The organism is Phenylobacterium sp. (assembly GCF_046290725.1).
Classification (GTDB): domain Bacteria; phylum Pseudomonadota; class Alphaproteobacteria; order Caulobacterales; family Caulobacteraceae; genus Phenylobacterium.
The window spans coordinates 34321-60426 of the sequence record NZ_JBKBUH010000004.1; the positions used below are offsets into that span (position 1 = coordinate 34321).

28 protein-coding genes are annotated in these 26106 nt (G+C 69.8%); 12 read left to right on the plus strand and 16 right to left on the minus strand.

Annotated elements, in window-relative coordinates:
* Position 1 precedes the first annotated feature (1 nt).
* The 3 genes from ACK41C_RS18695 to ACK41C_RS18705 all read right to left on the minus strand — a co-directional run bounded on the left by ACK41C_RS18695 (position 2) and on the right by ACK41C_RS18705 (position 2942).
* Positions 2-670 (minus strand): class I SAM-dependent methyltransferase, encoded by a 669-nt coding sequence (locus ACK41C_RS18695; RefSeq protein WP_409657552.1) that lies wholly within the window; start codon positions 668-670, stop codon positions 2-4.
* Between the two features lie 45 nt (positions 671-715).
* The gene (locus ACK41C_RS18700) at positions 716-1180 is read right to left on the minus strand and encodes an Rrf2 family transcriptional regulator (RefSeq protein WP_409657555.1); all 465 of its coding nucleotides are present in this window, start codon (positions 1178-1180) and stop codon (positions 716-718) included.
* A gap of 91 nt (positions 1181-1271) precedes the next feature.
* Positions 1272-2942, minus strand: a complete 1671-nt coding sequence (locus ACK41C_RS18705; RefSeq protein ID WP_409657558.1) for an EAL domain-containing protein — start codon at positions 2940-2942, stop codon at positions 1272-1274.
* Positions 2943-2997: 55 nt separating this feature from the next.
* On the opposite strand from ACK41C_RS18705, the gene ACK41C_RS18710 reads away from it, so the two are divergent.
* Together ACK41C_RS18710 and ACK41C_RS18715 are read left to right on the plus strand one after the other, a co-directional pair.
* Positions 2998-3492 (plus strand): NUDIX hydrolase, encoded by a 495-nt coding sequence (locus tag ACK41C_RS18710; RefSeq protein ID WP_409657561.1) that lies wholly within the window; start codon positions 2998-3000, stop codon positions 3490-3492.
* A gap of 26 nt (positions 3493-3518) precedes the next feature.
* Complete coding sequence (locus ACK41C_RS18715) at positions 3519-4607, plus strand: phosphatidylinositol-specific phospholipase C1-like protein (protein ID WP_409657564.1); 1089 nt, start codon at positions 3519-3521, stop codon at positions 4605-4607.
* Here ACK41C_RS18715 and ACK41C_RS18720 read toward each other — a convergent pair.
* Together ACK41C_RS18720 and ACK41C_RS18725 are read right to left on the minus strand one after the other, a co-directional pair.
* Positions 4588-4989 carry a hypothetical protein gene (locus ACK41C_RS18720; protein WP_409657567.1) on the minus strand — a complete coding sequence of 134 codons (402 nt, stop codon included), beginning with the start codon at positions 4987-4989 and terminating at the stop codon, positions 4588-4590. The two genes, ACK41C_RS18715 and ACK41C_RS18720, sit on opposite strands and share 20 nt — an antisense overlap.
* Before the next feature lie 65 nt (positions 4990-5054).
* Complete coding sequence (locus ACK41C_RS18725) at positions 5055-5465, minus strand: GFA family protein (protein ID WP_409657570.1); 411 nt, start codon at positions 5463-5465, stop codon at positions 5055-5057.
* A 41-nt stretch (positions 5466-5506) separates the two neighbouring features.
* Here ACK41C_RS18725 and ACK41C_RS18730 point away from each other — a divergent pair, with 41 nt between their 5' ends.
* Both ACK41C_RS18730 and ACK41C_RS18735 read left to right on the plus strand, forming a co-directional pair.
* Positions 5507-5641: a hypothetical protein gene (locus ACK41C_RS18730; RefSeq protein ID WP_409657573.1), complete on the plus strand. Its 135-nt coding sequence runs from the start codon at positions 5507-5509 to the stop codon at positions 5639-5641.
* A gap of 66 nt (positions 5642-5707) precedes the next feature.
* The gene (locus tag ACK41C_RS18735) at positions 5708-5866 is read left to right on the plus strand and encodes a hypothetical protein (RefSeq protein WP_409657576.1); all 159 of its coding nucleotides are present in this window, start codon (positions 5708-5710) and stop codon (positions 5864-5866) included.
* 3 nt (positions 5867-5869) lie between these two features.
* Here ACK41C_RS18735 and ACK41C_RS18740 read toward each other — a convergent pair whose 3' ends face one another.
* Both ACK41C_RS18740 and ACK41C_RS18745 read right to left on the minus strand, forming a co-directional pair.
* Positions 5870-7348, minus strand: coding sequence for a flavin-containing monooxygenase (locus ACK41C_RS18740; protein ID WP_409657578.1), 1479 nt, complete (start codon positions 7346-7348; stop codon positions 5870-5872).
* An 89-nt stretch (positions 7349-7437) separates the two neighbouring features.
* Entirely contained in the window at positions 7438-8985 is a 1548-nt protein-coding gene (locus tag ACK41C_RS18745) for a PAS domain S-box protein (RefSeq protein WP_409657581.1), read from the minus strand.
* A 264-nt stretch (positions 8986-9249) separates the two neighbouring features.
* Between ACK41C_RS18745 and recA the strand changes: the two genes are divergently transcribed.
* The 3 genes from recA (at position 9250) to ACK41C_RS18760 (ending at position 14026) form a co-directional block, all read left to right on the plus strand.
* A complete protein-coding gene (recA, locus tag ACK41C_RS18750) occupies positions 9250-10317 on the plus strand; it encodes a recombinase RecA (RefSeq protein ID WP_409657584.1) in 1068 nt (355 codons plus the stop codon).
* Between the two features lie 262 nt (positions 10318-10579).
* Entirely contained in the window at positions 10580-13213 is a 2634-nt protein-coding gene (alaS, locus tag ACK41C_RS18755) for an alanine--tRNA ligase (RefSeq protein ID WP_409657587.1), read from the plus strand.
* Between the two features lie 192 nt (positions 13214-13405).
* Positions 13406-14026, plus strand: coding sequence for a PEPxxWA-CTERM sorting domain-containing protein (locus ACK41C_RS18760; protein ID WP_409657590.1), 621 nt, complete (start codon positions 13406-13408; stop codon positions 14024-14026).
* A gap of 82 nt (positions 14027-14108) precedes the next feature.
* Here ACK41C_RS18760 and ACK41C_RS18765 read toward each other — a convergent pair whose 3' ends face one another.
* On the minus strand, positions 14109-14486 hold the full coding sequence (locus ACK41C_RS18765; protein WP_409657593.1) for a VOC family protein: 378 nt from the start codon (positions 14484-14486) through the stop codon (positions 14109-14111).
* A 91-nt stretch (positions 14487-14577) separates the two neighbouring features.
* Positions 14578-15795 carry an NADP-dependent isocitrate dehydrogenase gene (locus ACK41C_RS18770; protein ID WP_409657596.1) on the minus strand — a complete coding sequence of 406 codons (1218 nt, stop codon included), beginning with the start codon at positions 15793-15795 and terminating at the stop codon, positions 14578-14580.
* A gap of 587 nt (positions 15796-16382) precedes the next feature.
* Here ACK41C_RS18770 and ACK41C_RS18775 point away from each other — a divergent pair.
* On the plus strand, positions 16383-17309 hold the full coding sequence (locus ACK41C_RS18775; protein ID WP_409657598.1) for a LysR substrate-binding domain-containing protein: 927 nt from the start codon (positions 16383-16385) through the stop codon (positions 17307-17309).
* A 29-nt stretch (positions 17310-17338) separates the two neighbouring features.
* Here the strand turns inward: ACK41C_RS18775 and ACK41C_RS18780 are convergent, their stop codons facing one another.
* Positions 17339-18397, minus strand: coding sequence for a serine hydrolase (locus ACK41C_RS18780; protein ID WP_409657601.1), 1059 nt, complete (start codon positions 18395-18397; stop codon positions 17339-17341).
* A gap of 18 nt (positions 18398-18415) precedes the next feature.
* On the opposite strand from ACK41C_RS18780, the gene ACK41C_RS18785 reads away from it, so the two are divergent.
* Both ACK41C_RS18785 and ACK41C_RS18790 read left to right on the plus strand, forming a co-directional pair.
* Positions 18416-19192 carry an RNA methyltransferase gene (locus tag ACK41C_RS18785; protein WP_409657603.1) on the plus strand — a complete coding sequence of 259 codons (777 nt, stop codon included), beginning with the start codon at positions 18416-18418 and terminating at the stop codon, positions 19190-19192.
* 22 nt (positions 19193-19214) lie between these two features.
* Entirely contained in the window at positions 19215-20459 is a 1245-nt protein-coding gene (locus ACK41C_RS18790; RefSeq protein ID WP_409657605.1) for a DUF1254 domain-containing protein, read from the plus strand.
* Positions 20460-20468: 9 nt separating this feature from the next.
* Here the strand turns inward: ACK41C_RS18790 and ACK41C_RS18795 are convergent, their stop codons facing one another.
* Positions 20469-22214, minus strand: a complete 1746-nt coding sequence (locus tag ACK41C_RS18795) for a tetratricopeptide repeat protein (RefSeq protein ID WP_409657608.1) — start codon at positions 22212-22214, stop codon at positions 20469-20471.
* Positions 22215-22299: 85 nt separating this feature from the next.
* Positions 22300-22812, minus strand: a complete 513-nt coding sequence (locus ACK41C_RS18800; protein ID WP_409657611.1) for a hypothetical protein — start codon at positions 22810-22812, stop codon at positions 22300-22302.
* A 232-nt stretch (positions 22813-23044) separates the two neighbouring features.
* On the opposite strand from ACK41C_RS18800, the gene rpsD reads away from it, so the two are divergent.
* Positions 23045-23662 (plus strand): 30S ribosomal protein S4, encoded by a 618-nt coding sequence (gene rpsD / locus ACK41C_RS18805; protein WP_409657615.1) that lies wholly within the window; start codon positions 23045-23047, stop codon positions 23660-23662.
* A gap of 88 nt (positions 23663-23750) precedes the next feature.
* On the plus strand, positions 23751-24110 hold the full coding sequence (locus ACK41C_RS18810) for a hypothetical protein (protein ID WP_409657618.1): 360 nt from the start codon (positions 23751-23753) through the stop codon (positions 24108-24110).
* On the opposite strand, the gene ACK41C_RS18815 is transcribed toward ACK41C_RS18810, so the two are convergent.
* The 4 genes from ACK41C_RS18815 to ACK41C_RS18830 form a co-directional block, all read right to left on the minus strand.
* Positions 24107-24526 (minus strand): acyl-CoA thioesterase, encoded by a 420-nt coding sequence (locus ACK41C_RS18815; protein WP_409657621.1) that lies wholly within the window; start codon positions 24524-24526, stop codon positions 24107-24109. The two genes, ACK41C_RS18810 and ACK41C_RS18815, sit on opposite strands and share 4 nt — an antisense overlap.
* Positions 24523-24867 (minus strand): Grx4 family monothiol glutaredoxin, encoded by a 345-nt coding sequence (gene grxD / locus ACK41C_RS18820; RefSeq protein ID WP_409657624.1) that lies wholly within the window; start codon positions 24865-24867, stop codon positions 24523-24525. Before grxD ends, ACK41C_RS18815 begins: the two co-directional genes overlap by 4 nt.
* A gap of 89 nt (positions 24868-24956) precedes the next feature.
* The gene (locus ACK41C_RS18825) at positions 24957-25850 is read right to left on the minus strand and encodes an aldo/keto reductase (RefSeq protein ID WP_409657627.1); all 894 of its coding nucleotides are present in this window, start codon (positions 25848-25850) and stop codon (positions 24957-24959) included.
* Between the two features lie 13 nt (positions 25851-25863).
* Entirely contained in the window at positions 25864-26097 is a 234-nt protein-coding gene (locus tag ACK41C_RS18830) for a BolA family protein (RefSeq protein WP_409657630.1), read from the minus strand.
* Between the last annotated feature and the right edge of the window lie 9 nt (positions 26098-26106).

Sequence of the window (26106 nt, forward strand, 5' to 3'; positions counted from 1 at the left end):
CTTACGCTTCGGCGACCCAGCCCCGGAAGGACAGGCCGGCGTAGAAAAGCGCCACGTCGGAAAAGCCGGCTTCCCGAAGCACCGCTTCGTCCGCGTCGGACGACAGGAGGGGCAGGCGCTCGGCCATGGCCGTCGCCGAGGCGGAGGCCTGCGGAGAATCGACGCTCGCGCCGCTCGCGAACGCCGCCGACCGGGCCAGCCAGCGAACGGGGTCGGCGTCCTTTGGAATGCTGTGGTGCGCGACGATCAGCGGCGCGCCGGGCTTCAGGCGCTGGCGGATGTTCCGCAGCGTGTGCAGCCGTTCGTCCCTGGCGAGGAAATGCAGGGTGAGCAGGCAGGTCGCGCCGTCGAACGGGCCTGAGGGCGCGGCGTCGACATAGCCTTGGTGCAACGCGACGCCCGATTGCAGCGGCCCCAGGACGCGGCGCGCCAGGTCGAGCATCTCGGTCGATGGGTCCACCCCGACGAAGCGCCAGCGGCTCTGCGCCTCGGCGAACGCCTTCAGCTCGAGACCTCCGCCCGCGCCCACCACGAGGATGTCGGCCGCCGCCGGCGCGCGTTCCGCCAGCAAGAGCCTCGCCATGCGGTGGAGGTCCGCGAAGCCCGGCACCTTGCGGGGCGTGTGCTCCGCATAGCTGGCCACCATGACCGGATCGGCGAAGGGCTGCATCGGGTCCGTTGCTAGTCGAGCGCTGAGTGAGCGGTGGGAGCGGCGTCATGCTGCATGGTTGGCCTCCAGGGCGGGCGATCCGCCGCGCTCGGCGAGGCGGGCGTGAAAGTCGGCGCTCAGCGCGGCGAGGGAGATTTCGCCGAACCGGCGAAGGAGCAGCGCCTCGGCTTCGTCGAACGTCTCGCCGAGCGCCGCGTTGACGGCCTGTTCGACAAGGCAGCCGGGCGCCTCGGTGCGATTGCCCATCGCCAGCAACCCTGGCCGGCCCAGCGCGTCGTAGATGTCGCGAAGCGTGACGTCGCCAAGATCGCAGGCGATCGTCCAGCCTCCGCCGTGGCCTTTCTCGGATCCGACATAGCCCCGGTCGCGGAGGCCGCCCATGATCCTGCGGACCACGACGGGGTTGGTGTCCATGGCGCGCGCCAGCGCTTGCGATGTGCTCGGACCGGATTGCTCCGCCATGTGAAGCAGGACGTGGAGAACGCCCGACAATCGGCTATCTCGTCTCATGCAACTTTATATGTTGCGTGATGGGGCGGTTATCAAGCCTGGACGGTCAATTTCGTTTGCGAGGCTTGCTGCGATGGCGGCCGTGAGCCGCCTAACCCCAGCTCTCCGCCGCGCCGGCGCGGCGCATGGCAGGCCGCACCTTGTTGGGCGAGACGGCGCTTGAGATCGGCTGCTCGGGGCGCTCGGCAGGGGCGCCGTAGCGCCAGCCCTGGGCGAAGTCGACGCCGGCGCGGCGCACGGCCTCCTCCGACTGAGCGTTCTCGACCATCTCGGCCACGGTCCGCACGCCCAGTTCCGAGCACATGGTGACGAGATGGCGGATGAAGGCGCTCTCGCGGCCGCCGTGCTGCAGCTCGCGGATATAGCGCCCGTCGATCTTCACCAGGTCGAGGGTGAGCTGCTGGAGATAGGCGAGCGAGGCCGCCCCCGCGCCGAAATCGTCCAGGCAGGCCTGCACGCCCAGCGCCCGCAGCGCCCGCAGGTGCCGGTCGGCCACGGGCAGGTCCTCGATGGCCGCGCTCTCGGTGATCTCCAGCAGCAGCCGTTCGGCCGCGCCGGGGTGGGCGGCGAGCATGCCGCGCACCGCCTCCACGAATCCCGGGCTGCAGATCGTGCGGCCGGAAACATTGGCCGCCAGCTTCAGGGACGGGTCGCCGGCCAGCACCTCGATGGTCTGCTCCACCACCGCCAGGTCCAGGGGCTCGATGAGGTCCAGTTCCTCGGCCATGCGGATCATGGGGAAGGGGCTGCCGTTGTCGCCGAACCGCACCAGCACCTCGTGGTGATGCAGCCTGCCGCCGTCCTTCAAGTCCACCACCGGCTGGTAGACCAGGCGGAAGTTGCGCCCGTTCACCGCCTCGCCGAGGGCGCCGACGTCGGTCAGGGTGCGTTTCAGGGACTGGCTGACCGCCTCGCCGAGGCTGGCCGGCGCGGTCCCAGCCGCTCCGTCCTTGATGAAGGCTTCGAGCGAGTAGCGGATGGCGCGCAGGGCCTGGGCCGGCGCAACGTCGCCCGCCAGGGCGATGGCCTGGGCCGAGGTGTGCAGGTCGCCTGCGCCGTCCAGCGGCAGGAGCGACATCAGCCGGTCGGTCATAGCGTCGACGCTCTCGCCCCGCTGCCGGACCAGGGCGTAGCGATCGTCACCCAGGTCGGCGGCGGCCGACCCGCCGTGGGACTGGGCGCGCAGGGCGCCGGTCAGCCGCAGCTCCAGGTCCTTGAGCGCGTCGGGGCCCAGCATCCGCCGCACGTGATCGAGGCCGGCCAGCTCGACCAGGGCCAGCTCCAGCTCCAGGCCGGTCGCCTTGGCGGTCTCGAAGAGGTTGGTCGTCACCGTCTCAAAGGTCGCGCGATCGTGCAGGCCGTGCGTCGACTGCGCCGCTGCCCGGGTGAAGGCGCAGGAGACCGCGCCGTTGTTGCCTGGCATGCGGAACGCGCAGAGCGAGGCCGCGCGCGGCGCGCCGTCCTTGCCGGCGGGAAGAACGACCACGACGGGGCCGCCGCGGCCGCCGTCCTTCAGCCCTTCCAGCAAGGCCTCCACCATGGTCCGGTCCAGGGGATCGATGAAGTCGCGCCAGTTGCGCCCGACCAGCTCGGTCTCCGCCGCGCCGGACAGGGCCTCGCCCGCGCCGACGGCGAAGGCGATCCTGCCATCCGGGGCGATCTCGATCAGGAGGTCGGCGCTCGCAAAGGCGAGGCCGAGCAGGCGTTGCGAGCCGAGCTGCAAGCGGACCTCCCCATAGGCTCCGGCCAGCAGACTGGCCATATGGCCTTAATTTCGCGTTGAAACCGGCGGCGCCGGGGGGCAGGAGCGGGAAACCATGCGCGAACGCCTCACCGCCCGGGTCCTGTTGTTCGACCCCGCCGATCGCCTGCTCCTGATGCGCGGCCGGCTGCCCGGCCGCCCGCCGGAGAGCGCGGCCTGGTTCACCGTCGGCGGCGGCGTCGATCCCGGAGAGACCCTGATGGAGGCCGCACGGCGCGAGATCGCCGAGGAGACCGGCTTCACCGAGGTGGACCTTGGGCCGGTGGTCTGGCTGCGGGAAGGGGCGGGCGTCCTGGTCGGGGGCGAGCGGGTGCTGTTCCGCGAAAGCTATGTCGTCGCCCGCTGCGCCGGCGGCGAGCCCAGCCGCGACGGCTGGGCCGACTACGAGACCGAGCTCGTCGACGACATCCGCTGGTGGAGTCTGGCGGAGATCCTGTCCGCCGTCGGCGAGCGGATCTATCCCGAGCGCCTGGCCGAACTTCTCCCGGCGGTGATCGCCGGGGACTATCCGCCCGAACCCCTTGCGATCACCGTCACGAAAGCGCGCTAATCGGCCCCAATCGACGGGAGGAAACGATGGCGGCGAACCTGATCCTTGCGGCGGCCCTGGCCTTGGCCTGCGACCTGGAGGCGCCCTCAGGCGCGGCCGGCTGCACCCGGGCCGAGGTCGACGCCCTGAAGATGAACGCCCTGCAGGCCGTGGGCACGCACAATTCCTACAAGCTGGCTATCTCGCCGGCCGAGCTGGCGGCGATCGCCCGAGCCGATCCGCGCCAGGCCCTGGCCCTCGACTACGCACATGCCCCCTTGCGGGACCAGCTGGACGCCGGCGCCCGGCAGCTGGAGCTCGACCTCCTCTACGACCCGGAGGGCGGCCGCTACGCCCGGCCTCTAGGCCAGCAGCTTCCCGGGGCTGCGCCCTACGACCTTGCGCCGCTGGAGCGGCCGGGCCTCAAGGTCATGCATGTCCAGGACATCGACTACCGATCGAGCTGTCCGCTGTTCCGCCTGTGCCTGGAAGAGATCCGCGCCTGGTCCGACGCCCATCCCGATCACGCGCCCATCGCCATCCTCATCAACCTGAAGGAAGGCGGCCTTGCCGGCGTGTCCGGCGCCACCGAGGCCGTGGCCTTCGACGCGGTGGCCATGGACGCCGTCGACAGGGAAATCCGCGCAGAGTTTGGGCCGGAGCGCCTGATAACGCCGGACACCGTGCAAGGCGCCCATCCGACGCTCCGCGAGGCGGTCGCAGCTGGAGCCTGGCCGACCCTCGGGGCTGCCCGCGGCAAGGTGTTCTTCGCCCTCGACGCGCCGCCCAGCCAGGTCGAGATCTATCGTGGCGCACGCCGCTCGCTGGAAGGCCGGGCGATGTTCGTCAATGTCGACGAGGCCTCGCCCGCGGCCGCCTACATCACCCTCAACGATCCGAAGGCGGACGGCGCGCGTATCGCCGCCGCCCTGGCCGCGGGCCTGATCGTGCGCACCCGCGCCGACGCCGACACGGTGGAGGCCCGAGCCGGGGACGCCAGCCGCCGCGAGGCCGCCTTCGCCTCCGGCGCCCAGTACGTTTCCACCGACTACATGAATCCCGATCCCAGGCTGGGCGATTATCGGGTGCAGCTGCCGGGCGGCGGCGTGGCGCGGCTCAGGTCGGCGGGCCGTTGAATTCCGCCTCCCGTGCCGCGGCGTCCACGGCCGGCGGGGCGATCTCCAGCGGCGGCGGGGCGATCGGCGGAGCGACCGCGAGCTGGGGCGGCGAAGGCTCGGCAGGTTCGGGCGGCTGCGGCGGCCTGCGCTTGAAGAGCTTGCCGAGGAAGCTGCCGACGCCGGCGCCCACCTTCTGGCCGGCCACGGCGGCGGCCGCGCTCCCCAGGGGGCCGCCGGCCGCGGCGCCTGCGGTGGAGCCAAAGGTGCCGCCCACCGCGCCGCCGACCTGTTCGAGCAGGCCGGGGCCGGCGGCCTCCTGAGTCTGCTCTTCAGCGGTCTGCGCCGCGACGGGGGCGGCGACGAGAACGGCCGCGCTGGCGGCCAAGATCGTGTTTCGCATCGTCCTGTTCTCCGCTCCCGTCGGGGTCCGCAACGCCGAGGGCGCGAGACAGGTTCTGGCCAAGCTCAGACCGGGCGCTCGTGCGGATGCTGCGGCCGGTCGTCGGTGATCGGCCACCAGTCGGCCTTGGACGCCACGTGGAAGTGGAAGCCCACCTCGCTGCGCACCGGCGCATCGAGGGTTCCGGCCCGCAGGCGCATCACCTCCGGCCTGGCGCGAAGCCGGCTGAAGATCGGGCTTCCGCAGTCGGCGCAGAAGACCCGCTGCTTGCCAGGCGAGGACTCATAGGCCTTCAGCCGATCCTCGCCCGAGATCAGCCGGAAGTCGGCGGTCGCCACCGGCAGGTTCGTGGCGAAGGCCGAGCCCTGAGCCTTGCGGCAGTCGCTGCAATGGCAGACCTGGATCGGGGCGAGTTCACCCCGCACCTCGTAGCGCACGGCCCGGCAGAGGCAGGATCCGGTGTGAATTAAGCTCATCGTTTTACAGCCCATTGACCGACCCGCGTTATCTTCCGTCCATGTCGCGCTTCCTGCTCCAATATCCGGAAACGCCCGACAAGCCCCCGCACAAGGGCTGGGGCCCCTGGCGCGTCTTCGTCTGGACGCTGCTCGTCGCCTCCCTGGCGCTTTGGGGCTGGGCCCTGCTTTCCTGATCCTGCTGGCTCGGCCCTTGCCAGCCTGACCCGATGAACGGGACCGCCGTCCCGGGAGGGGACAGCATGGGGCGTACAGATTCCTTTCACAGCCACGATTCCAAGGGCCGGCTTTTCCGCTGGCTGCGGCGGGGCCTCGACATTCTCGCCGTCGGCGTGCTGGCCCTGGCCCTGATCGAGACGATCTCGTTCCTCACCAGCCTGACACGCGGCGTGCTGAGCTGAACCTCAGGCGGCGGACTTCAGCCGCGCCGGCTCCGGATTGGAGAACTCCATGACGCCGTCCTCCAGCGACCCATAGCGTAGGGCCATCAGGTCCAGGGCGTAGTTCTGGTGAAGCTTCCAGGGCGCCTTGGACCCCTGCTTGGGGAACTTCCCGATCGAGCGCTGGACATAGCCGGAGGAGAAGTCCAGCCACGGCTCCTCGGTCACCGTCGGGTCGCTGTTGCGCGGCGTGCACTGGCGCAGGCCCTTTTCGGCCATGTGGTTCAGGAGTCGGCAGACATATTCGCAGGTCAGGTCGCACTTCAGCGTCCAGGAGGCGTTGGTGTAGCCGAAGGACGAGGCCAGGTTCGGCACGTCCGAATACATCATGCCCTTGTAGCTGAGGGTGTGGGCCGGATCGACGCGGCGGCCGTCCACCGTCAGCTCCAACCCGTTCAGCACCTTCAGGTTCAGCCCCGTGGCGGTGACGATGACGTCGGCGGCGAGCTCCCGGCCGGACTTCAGCCGGATTCCCGTCTCGGTGAAGGTCTCGATGTGGTCGGTCGCCACCGAAGCGCGGCCGGCCTTGATCGCCTGGAAGAGGTCGGCGTCCGGCACCAGGCACAGGCGCTGATCCCAGGGATTGTAGCGGGGCGTGAAGTGGGTCTCGACGTCGTAGTCGGGGCCGAGCTGCTCGCGCACCATGCCGACGATGCGCTGCTTCACCGCCTCCGGCTTCTCCCGCGACATGCGATAGAAATACATGCCGAACAGCACGTTGCGCCAACGGATCAGCCAGTAGGCGGCCTTCGCGGGCAGCCACTTGCGCAGGGCGTTGGCGAACCGGTCCTCCGCCGGGCGCGAGACCACATAGGTCGGCGAGCGCTGCAGCATGACCACATGCGCGGCGTCCTTGGCCATCTCCGGCACGAGCGTCACCGCCGTGGCGCCGGAGCCGATCACCACCACCTGCTTGCCGGCGTAGTCCAGATCCTCCGGCCAGTGCTGGGGATGCACGATTTCGCCTTTGAACCGCGCGGCGCCCGGAAAGTCCGGGCTGTAGCCCTGGTCGTAGTCGTAGTAGCCGCCGCAGAGGAACAGGAAGCTGCAGGTGAAGCGCACGGTCTCGCCGCCGCGCACCGCCTCGACGGTCCAGGCCGCGTCCTCGCTCGACCAGGACGCCCGCTCCACCTTGTGGCCGAAGCGGATGTGGCGGTCGACGCCGTGGTCGCGGGCCGTCTCGCGCACATAGTTCAGGATCGAGGGGCCGTCGGCGATGGCCTTGGCCTCCTTCCAGGGGCGGAAGGAATAGCCCAGGGTGTACATGTCGCTGTCGGAGCGGATGCCGGGATAGCGGAACAGGTCCCAGGTGCCGCCGATGGCGTCGCGCCCTTCCAGGATCACGTAGGAGCGGCCCGGCGCCTGGGTCTGCAGGTGATAGCCCGCGCCGATCCCCGACAGGCCCGCGCCCACGATCACCACGTCGAAATGCTCGCTCGCCATCTTGAGGTCGCCCGCTCCCGCGCCGGCCGCCCAGGCGCCGGCGATTTTCGAATTTGCGGTGTGTATAGCCGATGGCGGGCGGATTGTCCTCAGGCGCTGGCGGCGGCGCGGCGGGCCAGCAGGGCGCTTATGGCGCGGCTCAGGTCCGCGGATTCGTAGGGTTTGTTCAGGATCGGAAATTCGTCGACGATCCGCTCGGCGGCCTGGCTGTAGCCGGTGGCCAGCAGGATCGGCAGATCGGGACGCTCCTTGCGGAGTTGGCGGGCCAGGTCGAGACCGTCCATCGGGCCGGCCATGACGATGTCGGAAAACACGAGATCCGGCGTCGAGCCGTCGGCCAGCGCCTCCAGCGCCGCCTGGGCGCCGCTCACCACCTGGGGCCGGGCGCCGAGCTGTTCGAGGAGCTTGGCGACCACCTCGGCCACCTCGGGATTGTCTTCCACCACGAGGATGCTGGCGCCGTGGTCGGCGGCCGGGCAGTCGGGCTCCCGCCCTTCGATCACTTGGTCGGGGCGGCTTTCGGTGCGCGGCAGATAGAGGGTGAAGCTCGTCCCGTGGCCGAGTTCGCTGGCCGCGATCACCCGCCCGCCGGACTGTTCGACGAAGCCATAGACCTGCGAGAGGCCGAGGCCGGTCCCGCGGTTGACGTCCTTGGTGGTGAAGAACGGCTCGAAAATCCGTTGCAGGATGTCGGGCGGAATGCCCTGGCCGGTGTCGCGCACCGTGATCGCCACGAAGTCGCCGGCCAGCTCCTCGGCGCCTCCATCCAGGGCGACGTTCTCGCCCCGGATGGTCAGCACGCCGCCGGACGGCATGGCGTCGCGGGCATTGACCGCCATGTTCAGGAGCGTGAGGTCCAGTTCCCCGGGGTCGACTTCTATGGCCCACAGCGACTCCGGGAGGTCCACTTCCAGCCGTACGGCGGAGCCGAGGCTGGCGCTCAGCAGGTCGCGCAGGGCCCGCGCCCGATCGCTCAGCCGGATGGCGGTGGGACGCAGCCTTTGCCGACGGGCGAAGGCCAGCAATTGCCGGGTCAGGTCCTGGCCCCGGCGGGCGGCCATCTCGATGGCCTCCAGCGCGCGCAGGGCGCGTGGATTGTCGCCCACCTGCTTGCGCAGCAGCTGCGCCTGGCCGCTCATCACCATCAGCAGGTTGTTGAAGTCGTGCGCCACCCCGCCGGTCAGCTTGCCGACCGCCTCCATCTTCTGGGCCTGGGCGAGCTTCTCGTGAGCGCGCTCGAGGTCCAGCTGAGTTTGCCGCCGTTCGGAGATGTCGCGGGTGACCTTGGCGAACCCGATGTGCCGGCCGCCTTCGTCATAGGTCGGGGTGATCGTCACCCAGGCCCAGAACCGCTGGCCGTCCTTGCGCACCCGCCAGCCTTCGGCCTCGAAGCGGCCTTCCGTCCGGGCTAGGTGCAGCGCCATGTCGGGCACGCCGGCGTCCAGGTCCTCGGGCGTGTAGAAGCGGCTGAACCGCTGGCCGATGATCTCGTCGGCCCGATAGCCCTTGATCCGCTCTGCGCCACGGTTCCAGTTGGTCACTACACCATCGGTGTCGAGCATATAGATCGCGTAGTCGCGAACCGAATCCACGAGCAGCTGGAAGCGCCGTTCGCTTTCGGAAGCTAGGCTCGTCATGATGGGAGGGTCGGCCGATCGTTGGTGAAATGCAAGCCGGGAGGGCTCGCGGCGCGCCGCTTCCCCTCGTCGATCCGACGAAAACTCTTTCAGAAGCCCAACGGTTCCCGGAACTCTTGCGTCGATTTCGGTCGTATCCTGCGGGGCGCCCCTCGGCGGAACATCTTGCGAACTCGGAACAAACGCGGTACGCATTTTCCCGACGCCGTCGCCTCCGGGCGGTCGCGATGTCGGGTTGGAATCATGGAATAAGGAGCGCCCAAGGTGACTCAGACGGCGTTGAAACTCGTGGGAAAAGACGAAGGCGACAAGGCGCGCGCGCTCGAAGCGGCCCTGGCTCAGATCGACCGGGCGTTCGGCAAGGGCTCGGTGATGAAGCTGGGCGAGAAGAGCCATATCGAGGTGGAGGCGGTCTCCACCGGCTCGCTCGGCCTCGATCTGGCGCTCGGCATCGGCGGCCTGCCCAAGGGCCGGATCATCGAGATCTACGGACCCGAAAGCTCGGGCAAGACGACGCTCGCCCTGCATGTGGTGGCCGAGGTTCAGAAGGCCGGCGGCACCGCCGCCTTCGTGGACGCCGAGCACGCGCTGGATCCGCAATACGCCCACAAGCTGGGCGTCAATCTGGACGACCTGCTGGTCTCCCAGCCGGACACCGGCGAACAGGCGCTGGAGATCACCGACACCCTGGTGCGTTCGGGCGCCATCGACGTGATCGTCATCGACTCCGTCGCGGCCCTGACGCCGCGGGCGGAAATCGAAGGCGAGATGGGCGATTCGCTGCCGGGCCTGCAGGCGCGCCTGATGAGCCAGGCGCTGCGCAAGCTCACCGCCTCGATCTCCAAGGCCAAGACGCTCGTCATCTTCATCAACCAGATCCGCATGAAGATCGGGGTGATGTACGGCTCGCCGGAGACCACCACCGGCGGCAACGCGCTGAAGTTCTACGCCTCGGTCCGCCTGGACATCCGCCGCACCGGCTCGGTCAAGGTCCGCGACGAGATCCTGGGCAACAACGTCCGGGTGAAGGTGGTGAAGAACAAGGTCGCCCCGCCGTTCCGCGAGGTGGAGTTCGACATCATGTACGGCGAGGGGATCTCCAAGCTGGGCGAGATCATCGACCTGGGCGTCAAGGCCGGGGTGATCGAGAAGTCCGGCTCCTGGTTCTCCTGGAACAGCCAGCGCATCGGCCAGGGGCGCGACAATGTCCGTGAGTTCCTGAAGAACAATCCCGACATCGCTGGCCAGATCGAGCGCCAGGTGCGCGGCGCCAAGGAGGTGATCGAGGAGGAGCTGCTGGTCGGCCCAACCGAAGGCGAGGACGAAGCCTGATCGCAGCGCAGGGCGGCCGCTGACGGCGCGCCTCCCCCCGGCCTGGCGGCGTTCCCAACCCGACGCCTGGTCGGCGCCCGTCGACCCCGCGTGGCCCTCCTGTGCGGCTTGGAGGACGCTCGAACCTCGCTGGTTCGGGCGTCCTTTTCCTTTGCGGGGGCGCGGGCTTGGCGTAAACGGTCGCCCGACTTCCGCGGGGGGCGGGCGCGAAGGCCGCGCCGTCCCCATATATCCCTGCCCGTTTCAGCGTCCGAAATCAGCCATGCCGAGCGTCAACGAGATCCGCAGCCAGTTCCTGGGTTATTTCCAGAAGAACGATCACCTGATCGTGCCGTCGGCCCCGCTGGTGCCGCAGAACGATCCCACCCTGCTGTTCGTCAACGCCGGCATGGTGCCGTTCAAGAACTATTTCACCGGCGCGGAGTCCCCGCCGGCCCTTCGTGCGGCTTCGTCGCAGAAGTCGGTGCGCGCCGGCGGCAAGCACAACGACCTCGACAATGTCGGCTACACCGCCCGCCACCACACCTTCTTCGAGATGCTGGGGAACTTCTCCTTCGGCGACTATTTCAAGGAAGGCGCGATCGAGCTGGCCTGGACCCTGCTGACCAAGGAGTTCGGGATTCCGGCCGAGCGGCTGTGCGTTACCGTCTACCATACCGACGACGAGGCGGCGGGCCTCTGGAAGAAGATCGCCGGCCTGCCCGACGAGAAGATCATCCGCATCGCCTCCAGCGACAACTTCTGGTCCATGGGCGACACCGGCCCCTGCGGCCCCTGCTCGGAGATCTTCTACGATCACGGCGCCCATATCCCCGGCGGCCCGCCCGGCAGCCCGGACGAGGATGGCGATCGGTTCGTGGAGATCTGGAACCTGGTCTTCATGCAGTTCGAGCAGTTCGCCGACGGGACCCGCCGCGACCTGCCCAAGCCGCAGATCGACACCGGCATGGGGCTGGAGCGCATCGCCGCCGTCCTGCAGGGCGTGCACGACAACTACGATATCGACCTCTTCCGCACCCTGATCGAGGCCTCGAAGGCCATCGTCGGGACCGGCTCCAACGGTCCTTCGCACCGGGTGATCGCCGACCACCTGCGCTCCACCAGCTTCCTGATCGCCGACGGGGTTTCGCCTTCGAACGAGGGGCGCGGCTACGTGCTGCGCCGGATCATGCGCCGGGCCATGCGCCACGCCCATCTGCTGGGGGCCGAGGAGCCGTTGATGCACCGCCTCGCGCCGGTGCTGGTTTCGGAGATGGGCGAGGCCTATCCGGAGCTGAAGCGCGCCGAGCCGGTGATCGTCGAGACCCTGCGCCAGGAAGAGGAGCGGTTCCGCCGCACGCTCGGCCGGGGCATGGCCCTGCTGGACGAGGCGACCGCCAAACTGCCCGAGGGCGGCGTGCTGCCGGGCGAAACCGCCTTCAAGCTCTACGACACCTACGGCTTCCCCCTGGACCTGACCCAGGATGCGGTGCGCAACAAAGGCCTGACCGTCGACCTGGACGGCTTTGAGGCGGCCATGAAGCGCCAGCGGGATCAGGCGCGCGAGGCCTGGACCGGTTCGGGCCAGGCGGCTCAGGCGGCCGAGTGGTTCGCGATCCGTGAAAAGCACGGCGCCACCGAGTTCATCGGCTACGACACCACCGAGGCGACCGGCGAACTCCTGACGTTGGTGGCCGGCGGCGGCGAGATCGCCGAGGCCAAGGCAGGCGAGACCGTTCAGGCGCTGTTCGACCGCACCCCCTTCTACGCCGAGAGCGGCGGCCAGGCGGGCGACGTCGGCGAGATCGAATGGGCGGGCGGCCGAGCCAAGGTGCTCGACACCCAGAAGCAGGCCGGCGATCTGCACGTCCACGAGGTCGAGATCCTCGAAGGCGTGCTGAAGCCCGGCGCGCCCGCCCGCCTGGCGGTGGATGCGGAGCTGCGCACCTCCACCCGGGCCAATCACTCCGCCACGCACCTGCTGCACGCGGCCCTGCGCCACGTCCTGGGGCCGCACGTGTCCCAGAAGGGCCAGATGGTCGACGGCGAGCGCATCCGCTTCGACTTCAGTCACGGCGCGCCCCTCACGCCCGAGGAGATCGAGCGGATCGAGGCCGAGGTGAACGCGGTGGTTCGCCAGAACCTCCCGGCCGCCACCGAGGAGATGGCGCCCGAGGCGGCCATCGAGGCCGGCGCCATGGCGCTGTTCGGCGAGAAGTACGGCGAGAGCGTGCGGGTGCTGACCCTCGGCCGCGCCCTGGAGGGCGAAGGCGCTTATTCGGTGGAGCTCTGCGGCGGCACCCACGTGGCGCGCACGGGCGACATTGCGCTCTTCAAGATCGTCTCCGAAGGCGGCGTGGCCGCGGGCGTGCGGCGGATCGAGGCGCTGACCGGCGAATCCGCCCGCCGATGGCTGGTGGATCAGGCGCAGGTCGCCAAGGCCCTGGCCGACCAGTTCAAGGTTCCGGTGGGCGAGGTGCTGTCGCGTGTCGACGCGCTCGAAGCCCAGCGCCGCAAGCTGGAGAAGGAGCTGGCCGAGGCCAAGCGCCAGCTCGCCATGGGCGGCGGCGGGGCGGCCGCAGGGCCGGAGGAGATCGCCGGCGTGAAGGTGCTGGCTCGGGTCATGGAGGGCGTCGGCGGCAAGGACCTGCGGCCCATCGCCGAAGAGTTCAAGAAGCAGCTCCCTGACGGCGTTGTCGCCCTGATCGGTTCGGCCGAGGGCAAGGCGGCCGTCACCGTGGCGCTCACCGGCGCGGCCGCCGGCCGGTTCAACGCCGTGGAGCTCGCCAAGGCCGCCGTCCAGGCCATGGGCGGCCAGGGCGCAGGCGGGCGGCCGGACTTCGCCCAGGGTGGGGCCCCCGACGCCGCCCGCGCCGAGGCGGGCCTTGAGGCGGTCAAGGCGGCGCTCGCGGGTTGATTTGAGGCGCAACGGCTCCCGATCCGGGCCGTTGCGTCGGCTTCCCGACCCTTAATTTTCCCCTATGGGGTGAAAGTTGTGCATTTCAAGCACTAACGCGCCTAAATGCTTTGCTTAAGCTCGTCTTAATGGATAGGTGGAGCTGACGTGCGGCGGGCTGTCGCACGGCGATGTGACACAGGGGTTGGAACTATGAAAAAACTGATGGCGCTCGCCGCGATGGCCGCGGCGCTGCTGTTCGGCGCCGCCGCTCCCGCGGCCGCCGACACCGATTTCGAAGGCTCGCATTCCGTGACGCTGAACAACAGCGATCCCGGCCTGGTCGTGCATTCGAGCCCGATCAACACGAACTTCAGCTTCACCCTGGCCGAGGGTGGGTCGCAGACGATTTCGCTGTTCTCGCTCTACACGCTGGAAAGCGCGATCAACGCCGACGACCTGACGCCCAAGCCGATCGAGGTCCTGTTCGGCTTCACCCTGCCGGTCGCCTTCGGTGGCTCGGTGGACGGCTCGACGGTGGGCTGGCGCTCGCTGACCGGCTTCTTCCAGGGCGGCTCCGTCACCTGGAACGGCCCGGTCCAGCTCGCCTTCGGCAACGGCGGCATCCTGGAAGTGGCGCTGAACAACACCACCTTCAACAACGGCATCCTCTGGGGCACCGGCAACGTCGGCGCCACGATCGAAGGCACCTTCACCCTCGTCCAGGCTGCGGCCATTCCGGAGCCGGGCGTGTGGGCCCTGATGATCGCGGGCTTCGGCCTGATGGGCGCGGCGCTCCGTCGCCAGCGCGCCCTGGGCTTCGCCGCCGCCTAAGCGGACCGAAGATCCCAAGACGTCGAAGGCCGGGGCTTCTCGCCCCGGCCTTTTTCGTTGTGCAGGTGACCTCGAAAGCCGGTCAGGGCTTGGCGTAGACGGCGATCTTGTTGCCGGTGGGATCGCGCATATAGGCGCCGAAGAAGCTGGTGGATTCCGGCGGCCGCGGGCCCGGCGCGCCCTCGTCGGTCCCGCCGTTGGCCAGGGCCGCGGCGTGGGCGGCTTTCACCGCCTCGGTGGACGGCGCCTTGAAGGCGATCATGATGCCGTTGCCGGCCCGCGCCGCCTGGCCGTCGAACGGCGGGCAGATGAAGGTGTCGGCCTCGCCGCCGGCCGGTCCATAGCCGGCCCAGCCGCCGTCCAGGAACTTGCGCTCGTAGTCGACGGCGCCGAGCACAGCGTCGTAGAAGGGCAGGGCGCCCTCCACGTCCAGGGCCCCGATGGTGACATATCCGATCATGACGATGTTCTCCTTCCCGTCGCGCGCAAGCTAGACGAGAGGGAGAACAAATCAAGAACTATATTATGAGAACCGCCGAGGCGGCGCGCCGTCAGCCTTGCTTGAGCGCCAGGTCGAGGTTTGCAGCCACCTTGTCGATGAAGCCCTCGGTGGTCAGCCAGCCCTGGGTGTCGCCCACCAGCAGCGCCAGGTCCTTGGTCATCGAACCGCTTTCCACCGTGGAGACGCAGACCTTCTCCAGGGTGTCGGCGAAGTGGGTCAGGTCGCCGTTGCCGTCCAGCTTGGCGCGGTGCTTCAGCCCTTGCGTCCAGGCGAAGATCGAGGCGATCGAGTTGGTGGAGGTGGACTCGCCCCGCTGGTGCTGGCGGTAGTGGCGGGTGACGGTGCCGTGGGCGGCCTCGGCCTCCATGGTCTGGCCGTCGGGCGTGATCAGCACCGAGGTCATCAGGCCGAGCGAGCCGAAGCCTTGCGCGACCTGGTCGGACTGCACGTCGCCGTCATAGTTCTTGCAGGCCCAGACGAAGCCGCCGGACCACTTGAGCGCCGAGGCCACCATGTCGTCGATGAGGCGGTGCTCGTAGACGATGCCGGCCTCCTTGAACTTGCCTTCGTACTCCGCGGCGAAGATCTCGGCGAAGATGTCCTTGAAGCGCCCGTCATAGGCCTTGAGGATGGTGTTCTTGGTCGACAGATAGACCGGATATTTCCGCTGCAGGCCGTAGTTGAAGCAAGCGTGGGCGAATTCGCGGATCGAGTCGTCCAGGTTGTACATGCCCATGGCCACCCCGCCGCCGGGGAAGCTGAACACCTCGTGCTCTATGGTTTCGCCGTTGTCGCCTTCCCACTTGATGGTCAGGCGGCCCTTTCCGGGCACCACGAAGTCGGTGGCCTTGTACTGGTCGCCGAAGGCGTGGCGGCCGACGATGATCGGCTGGGTCCAGCCCGGAATCAGGCGCGGCACGTTGCGGCAGATGATCGGCTCGCGGAAGACGACGCCGCCCAGGATGTTGCGGATCGTGCCGTTCGGCGACTTCCACATCTTCTTCAGGCCGAATTCCTCGACCCGGGCCTCGTCCGGGGTGATGGTGGCGCACTTCACCCCCACGCCATGGCGCTTGATCGCCTCGGCGGCCTCGACCGTCACCTTGTCCTCGGTCGCGTCCCGATGCTCGATCCCGAGGTCGTAATAGTCGATCTGCAGGTCGAGGTACGGGAAGATGAGCTTGTCCTTGATCATCTTCCAGATGATGCGGGTCATCTCGTCCCCATCGAGGTCCACGACGGGGTTGGCGACTTTGATCTTGGCCATGAGGGCGAGGCGCTCCGGGCGAAACGGATAGGGTTCGGGCCGTATACCCACTGGGGCGTGTGAGAGCAAACCGGCATCACCCTGCGGCGCCGTCCGGGGAGGTTCGGCCGGCTTCCTGCTTGGACGGGCTCCGGCCAGCGGTCCTGAACCCGCGGCCGCGGATCGCTGCAAGCCTCCGTGAGCTCAGCTCACGCACGCCCGGCCCAATAGTCGTTTGCGGCCCCGCCGCCCGGCGCCCATTCTCGACCCCAGGTCGAGAGAGCACGTCGATGATCGCCGACGAGACTGCGATAGGGATCGAAGCGCCGTCCCGGGCCGGCGGGGCCTGGAGGGCGACGCTTTCCCATCTCTGGGCGTGCTGGTGGTGGACCCTCAGGGTGCACGTCGCCGCCAGCCACGGAATCCCTCGCAGCGCGCTCTCGCCGCCGCCGGCCTACTGGCTGGCGTCCCTGGCCGCGTCCTCGCTGCCGCTCCCCCGGCGGCGGGGGCGCGCCGATCCCGATTGAGGGCCCGATCAAGGGAACGCCGCTATTGTCCGGCCTGTCGCTCTTGGCGATAAATCTTCCATGTCCGTGAGCTGAGGCGCCATGCCCAAGCGAACCCTGCCGCCGCTCACCGCGCTTCGCGCGTTCGAGGCCTTCGCGCGCCTTGGGCGGATGAACCTCGCCGCCGACGAACTCTGCGTCACGCATGGCGCCGTCAGCCGCCAGGTGCGAAGCCTGGAGCGCCTGTGCGGCGTGCGCCTGACCCACGGCCCGCGCAACCGCCTGCGCCTCACGGAAGCCGGGGCGGAGTTCGCCCTGGGGGTGGCCGCGGCCTTCGACAGCCTGGAGACCTCCTATCTGGCCCTGAAGTCGTCGGCCGAGCGGGAGCTGCACGTCTCCTGCGTCGGCACCCTCGCCATGCGCTGGCTGATCCCGCGCCTGGCCGGCTTCCACGCCCGTCATCCGGAGTTGCGGATCCGGGTGACCGAGGCCTACGGCCCCGTCGACTTCCTGCGCGAGCCGTTCGACGCCGCCATCCGCCTGGCCGAGCAGGTGTCGGGGGAGGGGCTGCAGGCCACGGCCTTCCTGGAGAACTACCATGGCCCGGTCCTCGCGCCGGCGCTGCTCGGGCGCCATGGAGACGGCCTCGCCGCCCTGGCTGCGGTTCCACGCCTCCACACCCGGCCTCACCGGCAGGCCTGGCGGGAATGGGCGGCGCACGCCGGCGTCCCGTTGCGCGAGGCCGCCGAGAATCGGGAGTTCGAGCACCTGTTCTACATGCTGGAGGCGGCCGCCGCCGGCCTGGGGGCCGGCGTCACGCCCTGGATCTATGTGGCCGGCGACATCGCCTCTGGCCGGCTCGCAGCTCCGCTCGGCTTCGTGAAGAGCCCGGCCCGCTTCCACTTCATCGTTCCCGAAGGCCCGCCCCGCCCCGCGCTGGCGGCCTTCCGCGACTGGCTGATGGAGGAAGCCCGGGCCGCCCCGCCGCCCCCCGCGCGCCGGGCCGCGCCGGTCGGCGCCTTTCCCTGACAGCGGCGCTCGGCTGGCTCGGGCGGCGGCTATCGCACGCCGCGCATCGCTGCGCGGGCGGTCTCGGCGATCAGTGCGTCCCGCGCGGCCGAGTCCAGGGTGGCGCCGGAGAGGAAGACCGCCGCGGCATAGTCGCGACCGTCCGGCAGGCGGACGAGCGCGACGTCGTGGGTGGCCGACGCGACGCCCAGCGTCACACGCGCATCGCCCGGCGCGTGGACCGCCTGCGCGCCTTCCGGAAAGCCCGCCGCCAGCCGCTCCGCACGGCCCGACTCAGCCATCAGGGCCAGCAGGCGTTCCGTGGAAGCCTCGGAAAGCAGTTCCCCCGTCGAGAGCCGCCTCAGCAAGGCCAACATGCCGCGCGGGGTGGCGGTGTCGCGCGGGTCCTGGAGGCGGGCGCTCGCCGCCGCGACCCGCCGCTCCATCGGCACGGCCGAGAGCGCTCGAAGAAAGATCGGCTCGTCCTTCCACGCGATGCGAAACGAGCTCATGCCCGCGCTCTCGGTCTCCAGCTCGCGCGCATAGCGGTCGATCCGCACGCCGGGGATGTCGGCCTGCGCCAGCCAGGCGCTCACCCCGCCGGGCCCGCCGATGCGCCGCAGAAGCACGTCGGCGGCGGTGTTGTCAGCCTCTCGCACCATCGCGGCCAGCAGGTCGTCCAGCCGATATTCGCGCCGCGCCGGCCAGGCCGCGGCGATCCCGCTGGGGGGCGGGGAGATATCGTTCTCCTCCAACGTCAGTCGCTCGTCGAGACCGACGCGGCCGGCGTCCACCTCCGCCAGCACGGCTGCGGCGATCACCAGATGGGCGAGCCCGCCCAGGGGAAACCGCCGGTCGCCGTTGAAGGTCCAGACCTCGCCGCTCTCCAGGTTCAGCACGCCGGCGCCCAGCACGCCCGGGCGGGCGCGCTCGGCCAGATCGCCGATCTCCTGGTTCAGGCGTTCGCCGTGCAGGGCTGGGGTGGTGGAAACCTGGCGCAGCAACGGCTCTTCGCGGCAGCCGGCCAGGGCGAGGCCGGCAAGCAGGACGGCCGGCGCCAGTCGCCTTGCTCCTGCTTTCCGCCTTCGGGTCTTGCCTTCTTTGGCCACCCCATCTCAAAACGCGCCATGACTTCCGGTTCCGCCCCTTGCGTGATCCTCGACAAGCCGCAGCTCGCCGAAAATATCGGGGCGGTCGCGCGGGTGATGGCCAATTTCGGTCTGTCGGACCTTCGCCTCGTCAATCCGCGCGATGGCTGGCCCCAGGAGCGGGCCTGGGCCTCGGCCTCCGGCGCGGAATGGCCGCTGAACGGGGCGCGGGTCTATGACAGCGTCGAGGCGGCCATCGCCGACCTCCAGCTCGTCTACGCCACCACCGCCCGCCCGCGGGAGCTGCAGTTGCCGGTGATGGGCCCGCGCGAGGCGGCTGCGAACCTGGCTCGGGAAGCCGCCGTCGGTCACGCCACGGGCCTGCTGTTCGGCGGGGAGCGCGCCGGCCTGGAGACCGCCGACATCGCGCTCTGCCAGGCTGTGGTGACGCTTCCCATCGATCCGCGGTTCCGTTCGCTCAACCTCGCCCAGGCGGTCGCCATCAACGCCTACGAATGGCGTATGACGGTCGACACCGGCGCGCCGCCGATCTTCCGCGAAGGCCCGCCGCCGGCCACGGCCGAGGCCCTGCAGGGCCTTTACGAGCATTTCGAACGCGAACTCGAGGCCGCCGGCTTTTTCCATCCGCCGGAAAAGAAGCCGTCCATGATCCAGAACCTGCGCGCCGCTCTGGCCCGCGCCCGGTTTTCCGACCAGGAGGTGCGCACCTTCCGCGGCGTGGTCACCGCGCTCTCGCGCGGCCGCGGCCGGGTGCTGGAGAAACTGGCGCGCCAGAGGGCGCAATCGGGCGAATGACGGGGAAAGGAAGGGGAGGGATATGGACCATCTGGAGGATCTGAGGACCGCGGCGAAGCTGGCCTGGCTGTTCGCCCTGCCGGCGGTGGAGATCGCCACCACCCGCGCCCGCGGCGCGATGGGCGGATCGCAGATGAACGCCTTCGGCCATATGCGGAAGCTGGCCGACCACACCTCGCGGGCCGTCACCACACCGAACAACGACACCCTCTATTCCAGCGCGCAGGTGGACCTGTCCGCCGGGCCGGTGACCCTCAGCCTGCCGGCCGCGGGCGAACGCTACCTGTCGCTGGCCCTGATGGACGCCTACACCAACAACTTCGCTATATTGGGCACGCGAACCACTGGGCCTGACGGCGGGGTCTTCACCTTGGTAGGACCTTCCGACGCCGCCGAGGGCGCGAACGTCGTGCGCTCGCCCACGCCGCACGTCTGGGCCCTGGCGCGCATCCTGGTGGACGGCCCGCACGACCTGGAGGAAGCCCAGGCGGTCCAGCGGGCCATCTCGATGCAGGGGCCGGCGGTGGAGACGCTCGGCCCCTTCGCCCCGCGCAGCGCCCCCTGGCCCGACTATTTCGACACCGCCGGCCGGCTCATCGCCGCCAATCCGCCGCCGGTCACCGACCGGGCCGCCTTACACCGGATGGAGCCCCTTCGGCTCTCCGACTTCGATCCGGGCCGGTTCTCGGCCGAGGAAGCCCAGGCGATCGAGGCGGGTGTCGCCGAGGCCCGCCAGGCGCTGCGCCGCAGCGGCCTGGGCGGCGCGGGTTTCATCGACGGCTGGTCCTATCCCGCCCCGCGGCTGGGGGACTTCGGCCAGGACTACGCCTATCGCGCCGCCGTGGCCCTGGCGGGCCTGGCCGCCCTGCCGCCGGTGGAGGCCATGTACATGCGCGGCCAGGGCCACCTGCCGCGCGCCCTCTACGACGGAACGCGGGCCTGGCGGCTGCACTTCCCGGCCGAACGCCTGATCCCGGTGGACTCCTTCTGGTCGCTCAGCCTCTACGAGGCGACCGACGACGGGCAGTTCTTCTTCACCGACAACCCGCTGAACCGCTACGCCATCGGCGACCGTACGCCGGGGCTGGCCTACAACGCCGACGGCTCGCTCGACATCTGGATCGGCCATGCGAGCCCGGGCGCGGAGCGGGAGACGAACTGGCTCCCGGCGCCGGCCGGCCCCTTCGCCCTTTTCATGCGGGCCTACCTGCCCAAGCCCGAACTGCTGGACGGCGCCTACCGCCTCCCTCCGGTGACGGAGGCTTGAGGATGGAGCTTAGAACCGCGAGCTCGTGAGGGTCACGTCCGCCAGGCGGAACGCCTCCTTGTGAGCCGCCGTGGCCTGAGCCGCCTCGGCGGCCTTGCCCTGGGCCTCCAGCGCCTGAGCCAGGCCGAACAGCGCCCAGCCGTCGCGGCGATAGTGCTTCAGGCTGTCGCGATAGACCGCCTCGGCCTCCGCAGGCCGACCCGCCTGCATCAGGGCCGCGCCCAGATAGTGCGCCACCGGCTGGTGCCAATAGGCGGGTTCCGTATAGGGCAGCCGCCGCTCGATCTCCTGGGCCCGGCGGAAGCTGACGATGGCCGCATCCAGATTGCCGTCCAGCCGCGCGATTTCCCCGTCCAGCATGGCCAGAGCCACCTGCGTCATCGCCTTGGCCGGCACGCCGAAGGCGTCGAAGGGGGAATAGTCGGCCTCCGTCAGGGCGGCCAGCGCCGTCCGATCGGCCAGCGCGGTCGCCCGATCGCCGGTATTGGCCGCCGCGAAGCCGTGGACGTACCGCCACATCGCCGTGTCCAGCTTCAGGGTTTCCGGCGGCGGGGCTTCGGCCAGGATCTCGCGCCACTGGCCGAACCGCAGCAGGTTGACCGCTGGGGTGAAGACAAAGAGCTCGGCCAGCGGCAGGTCCGCCGCCGTGGCTTCGGCGTCCACCGCCTTCACCAGGCGCCGCGCTGCGGCGTGCGAGGTCTCCCGGCGCCCTTCCATCTCGGCGGAGGTCCAGAGGAAGTGGATGTTGTGGCCGTAATAGCCCGCCGGGTAGAAGCCCTGCGCCTTGCAGGCCAGGATGTATTCCTCGTCCATCAGGGCCGCCATTTCGTTGGCCTTGGCGGCGTCGGCGTAGCGCCCCACCCGATAATAGATGTGCGAGGGCATGTGCACGATGTGCCCGGCCTTCGGCATGAGCGGCAGCAGCCGGTCGGCGGCCGCCTCGGCCCGCTCCGGCGTGGTCGAGGCCTCCACCGCATGGATGTAGAGGTGCAGCGCGCCGGGGTGATCGGGCGCCTTGGCCAGGACGTCTTCCAGCACCGCCAGGATCTCGGCTCCGCGGCCCTTCGGGGTGGCGGCGTCGGCTTCCCAGTAATCCCAGGGCTGGGTGTCCATCATCGCTTCGGCGTAGAAGGTCCCCGCATCCACGTCCGTCGGGTCGCTGCGCCAGATCGCCCCCATGGCGTCGGCGAAGGCCGCATCCATCGCCGCCCGGTCGGCCTTCGGATCGGGCGAATAGCGCGCCGCCAAGGCCTCGATCCATCGCCGCTCCCGCGGGCTCGCCTTGGCCTTCAGGGCCTGGGCGCGGCTGATCGCCTCCCAGGCCGGCGCCACAGCGTCCTCCGGCATCGGCAGGTTGATGTTCGGTCCCAGCGCGAAAGCCACGCCCCACCAGCACATGGCGCAGTCCGGATCCTGCCGCGCGGCTTCCCGGAACGAGCGGATCGCCTCGGCGTGGTTGAAGCCGAACAGCAGCTTCACGCCCTGGTCGAACAGCTTCTGGGTGGTCGGGTTGGCGGTGGAAATCGGGTGGTGGTGGTCGCCCAGCCCGTCGAACACCGGCGCGCCGGGCTTGTCGGCCTGGCCCATATAGATAGCGGGCATCGGCGCCCCCGGCGCCCGCATGGCGCCGTGGTTCATTGCCGGACCTTCGGTCGCGGCGTGAGCGGAATGGTCGGCCGGCTGCCGTGCAAGGACGGTCGCCGGCAGGGCGATCAGCCCCGCGGCCAGGGCGGTCGAGAACAGCAAGGCACGCATCGGGAACCCCTTTCGGTCAGGAGCGGGGAGGGCTACGCCGAACGCCGTTCGGAGACTACCGTACTTATGGTGCAGTTATAAGGCTTCAGCGTCCGTAGATGCGCCGCCGGGCCTGGGGCGACAGGTCTTCGGGATTGGGGATGGGCCGCATGGTGGTCACCTCCCGACCATCGCTGCGGCGGACGGTGAAGGCGCCGGCAGGCTCAGGGTCGGGCGCGCCGAACTCGGCGGCGTCGGCGCCGTAGTCGAAGTCGCAGGCCGGATCGTGGCTTGTGAACGCCGTGTGATGCGGCGGCCGGATGCGCCCCGCATAGCCCCAGGCGCGCAGATCCCTCGCCAGGCACGGCTTGGCGGTGGCCACATAGTCGGCGACGGCCAGCGTCTCGGCCCGCAGGTCGCAACGGCGCATGGAGGCGTCCCGGCGCGCTGGCGTGCGCACGCGGACTGCGCCCTCCCAGCCGCTCTCGCGCAGGGCGGCGGCCATGCAGCGGTCCTCGACGTCCAGGCCAGGGGCGTCCGCCGGCAGGGCGCGCGCCTCTGCGGCTCCGGCGGCGGCAAAGCCGAGCGCAAGGGTGCAGATGAGGGTGCGGGTCTTCATGGGCCGCGACTATCCTGCCGGCTGGAAAGCCCGTAAAGCCAAGGCGCGCGAGAGGCGATTTTCCGCACCTGCAATTGACTTTGGGCCCGGCCCCAGCCATACACCGCGCCTTCGCGCCGCGAGCCCGCTCGCCGGTGTCGAAGACCTATACGGGTGACGCGAACGCCGCCGTTGAGATCGCGCTCTCAGTTCCGAGAGCGCCGGCCCGCGTCGAGTATGAAAGAGACGATACATGTCGAAGCGTCATTCGGCGAAGTACAAGATCGACCGGCGTATGGGCGAGAACATCTGGGGTCGCCCGAAGTCCCCGATCAACTCCCGCGCCTACGGCCCCGGCCAGCACGGCCAGCGTCGCAAGTCCAAGGTTTCCGACTTCGGCCTGCAGCTCCGCGCCAAGCAGAAGCTGAAGGGCTACTACGGCAATCTGACTGAGAAGCAGTTCTCGCGCACCTATGCCGAGGCCGCCCGTCGCAAGGGCAACACCTCGGAGAACCTGATCGCGCTGCTCGAAAGCCGCCTGGACGCCATCGTCTATCGCGCCAAGTTCGTGCCGACCCCGTTCGCCGCCCGCCAGTTCGTCAATCACGGCCACGTGCTGGTGAACGGCAAGCGCGTGAACATCCCGTCCTACCGCTGCAAGCCCGGCGACGTGATCTCGGTGCGGGAGCGTTCGCGCAACATGGCCCTGGTGCTCGAGGCCCTCTCTTCGTCCGAGCGTGAGACGCCGGACTATATCGAGATGGATGTGAAGGGCATGGCCGCCAAGTACATCCGCATGCCGGAACTGGCCGAAGTGCCCTATCCGGTGAAGATGGAGCCGAACCTGGTGGTCGAATTCTACGCGTCCTGATCGGGCGCCGGATTCACCGACGGAATGCGAAGGCCCCGGAGCGATCCGGGGCCTTTTGCTTTGCGCGCATGTGTGGCCGACTTGCGGGGTGAATCGCCGCCTCGTCCTCGTCTCCGGGATCGTCCTGCTCGCCGGCTGCGCGAGCCCGCCACGGCTGCTGACTTCGCCGGAGGCCGCCTATCCGGAACTGGAGCCGTTGCTCTCGGCCCGCGCCGGGCGCGAGGCGCTGCACATCGAGGTGATTTCCAACGGCTGCACGCGGAAGGAGGATTTCGTCTTCCACCTGGCGCCGCGCGGCGGCGGGCAAGGCCTGGCTATCGCCCGCAAGCGGCTCGACGCCTGCCGCGCGGCTCCGCGGTCCATGGCCCGCTCGTTTTCCTGGCGGGACCTGGGGGTCGAACCGGGCGCCGAGGTCGTGCTGCTCAACCCGGTTGGAGGCGCGCGCTAGAGGAAGCGGGCGACGATCTCCGGCGTCACCCGCCGCGGCCGGCCGGTGGCGGCGTCCGCCAGGCACCAGACGGTGCGGGCCTGGGCGCACATGGCGCCGTCCGGCCCATCGATGCGCACGAAACGCTCGAACCGTGGCCCCTCCGGAGCCTCGGCCACCCAGGTTCGGGCGGTGGCGGTCTCTCCCGGCATCAGGGCGCGGCGATAGTCGATCTCGTGGCGCAGCACGATCCAGGCCCACTGGGCCTGCTCGTCGACCGGCTGCAGGGCGTTCCAGTGGGCGATGGCCATGTCCTGAATCCACCGCACATAGACGACGTTGTTCACATGGCCGTTGGCGTCGATGTCCGACGGCTGCGCCGTGAACTGGGCGGCGAAGACGTTGCGGCCGGCCGGCGGCTCGATGGGGCGGCTCACGCCGCCAGCACGCCCTGCTCGGCCAGGTAGCTCTTGAGCTCGCCCGACTGGTACATCTCGCGCACGATGTCGGCGCCGCCCAGGAATTCGCCCTTCACATAGAGCTGCGGGATGGTCGGCCAGTCGGTGTAGGCCTTGATCCCCTGACGCAGGTCGTCGCTCTGCAGCACGTCGACACCGACGAAATCGACGCCCAGGTGGTCGAGCACCTGCACGACGAGCGAAGAGAACCCGCAGCGGGGCTGTTCGGGCACGCCCTTCATGAACAGCACCACGGGATTGTCGGCCACGGTCTTGGCGATGAAGTCGTGGGCGGGATTGGCGGTGGCGGTCTCGGTCATGGCGTGGGCCTTTGCGGCGAAGAGGTCGCCAGAGAGCTAGGGAGCGGCGGGCGCGGGGTCAAGCCGCCGGATGTCGCGGGCGAGCGCCCTCAGGCCCGCCGGCGCTCTTCGGTCTCCGCCGCGGCGAAGCGAGCCATCTCGATCTGGGCCGACACCCCGGCCGGCAGGTCTCGGTCGCAGACGGCGGCGACCCGCTCCACCGCCTCGGTCCGGAACGCCTCCACCTGCATGGTGGCGAAGGCGGGTTCGGTCAGGGCGTAGGCCAGGCACAGCTCCTCGGCCGACCAGCCGGGAGTCTCCTGCAGGAAGGCGTAGGTGCCGACGCCGGCCATAGGGTCGGGGCGGGTGAACAGGCCGCGCCGCGCCGAGGGCTGGCTGACCGGCGCGTGCGCCAGGGCGGCGGGGCAGGAATCGTAGCCGATCATGGTCATGTTGCGCGCCGAGGCCTCGCGGATCCGCCGCCGCGCCTGCCAGTCGGAGATCAGGCTGAAAGGCGTGGCCAGCACGTCGAAGGAGCCTGAGCTGATCGAAGCGTCGGCTGCGGCCCCATCGCCCGCCACGCCGAGTTGCAGGCAGACCCCGGAGCCCCGAAGCTCCATCAGATAGTCCAGCGCGCCGGGGGCCAGGGTCTCGTAGGCCGTCTCGTCCATCATCAGCACGTCGAAATAGCCCGCGCCGGTCTTGCGCAGGCCGTCGCGGATGCTGAGGCCGATGGCCTGGGCGCTTAAGGTGCCCTTCGGATCGCCACGTAGCCGCCAGCCCAGGAAGATCAGCCGCCGCTCCACTGCGCGCAGGGCCTCGCCGACCCCGAGCGCCGCCACGTCCGCGCCGGCGGCGATCTCGAAGGCGTTGACTCCGTTCTCCATGGCGGTGAAGGCGAGGGCTCGCCACGCGCTCGGCGTGGTCATGTTCGGCGCCTCGCGCAACACCAGGCTGACGGCCGAGACCGCCTTGCCGGATGCGCCGAAGGGCCGGTAGCGCATAGTCTGCTCGCCTCTAGGCCGGGGCTGAGGTCTCGAGGGCGAGCGCGTGCAGCTCGCCGCCCATCTTGCCCTTGAGCGCGCCGTAGACCAGCTGGTGCTGGCGCACCCGCGGCAGGCCCTTGAAGGCGGGCGAGACGATCCGCGCCCGGTAGTGGTCGCCGTCGCCCGCCAGATCCTCGATCTGAATCTCGGCGTCCGGGAACGCCTCGCGAAGATGGGCTTCCAAGTCGGCGATCGGCATGGGCATGGGACGGAC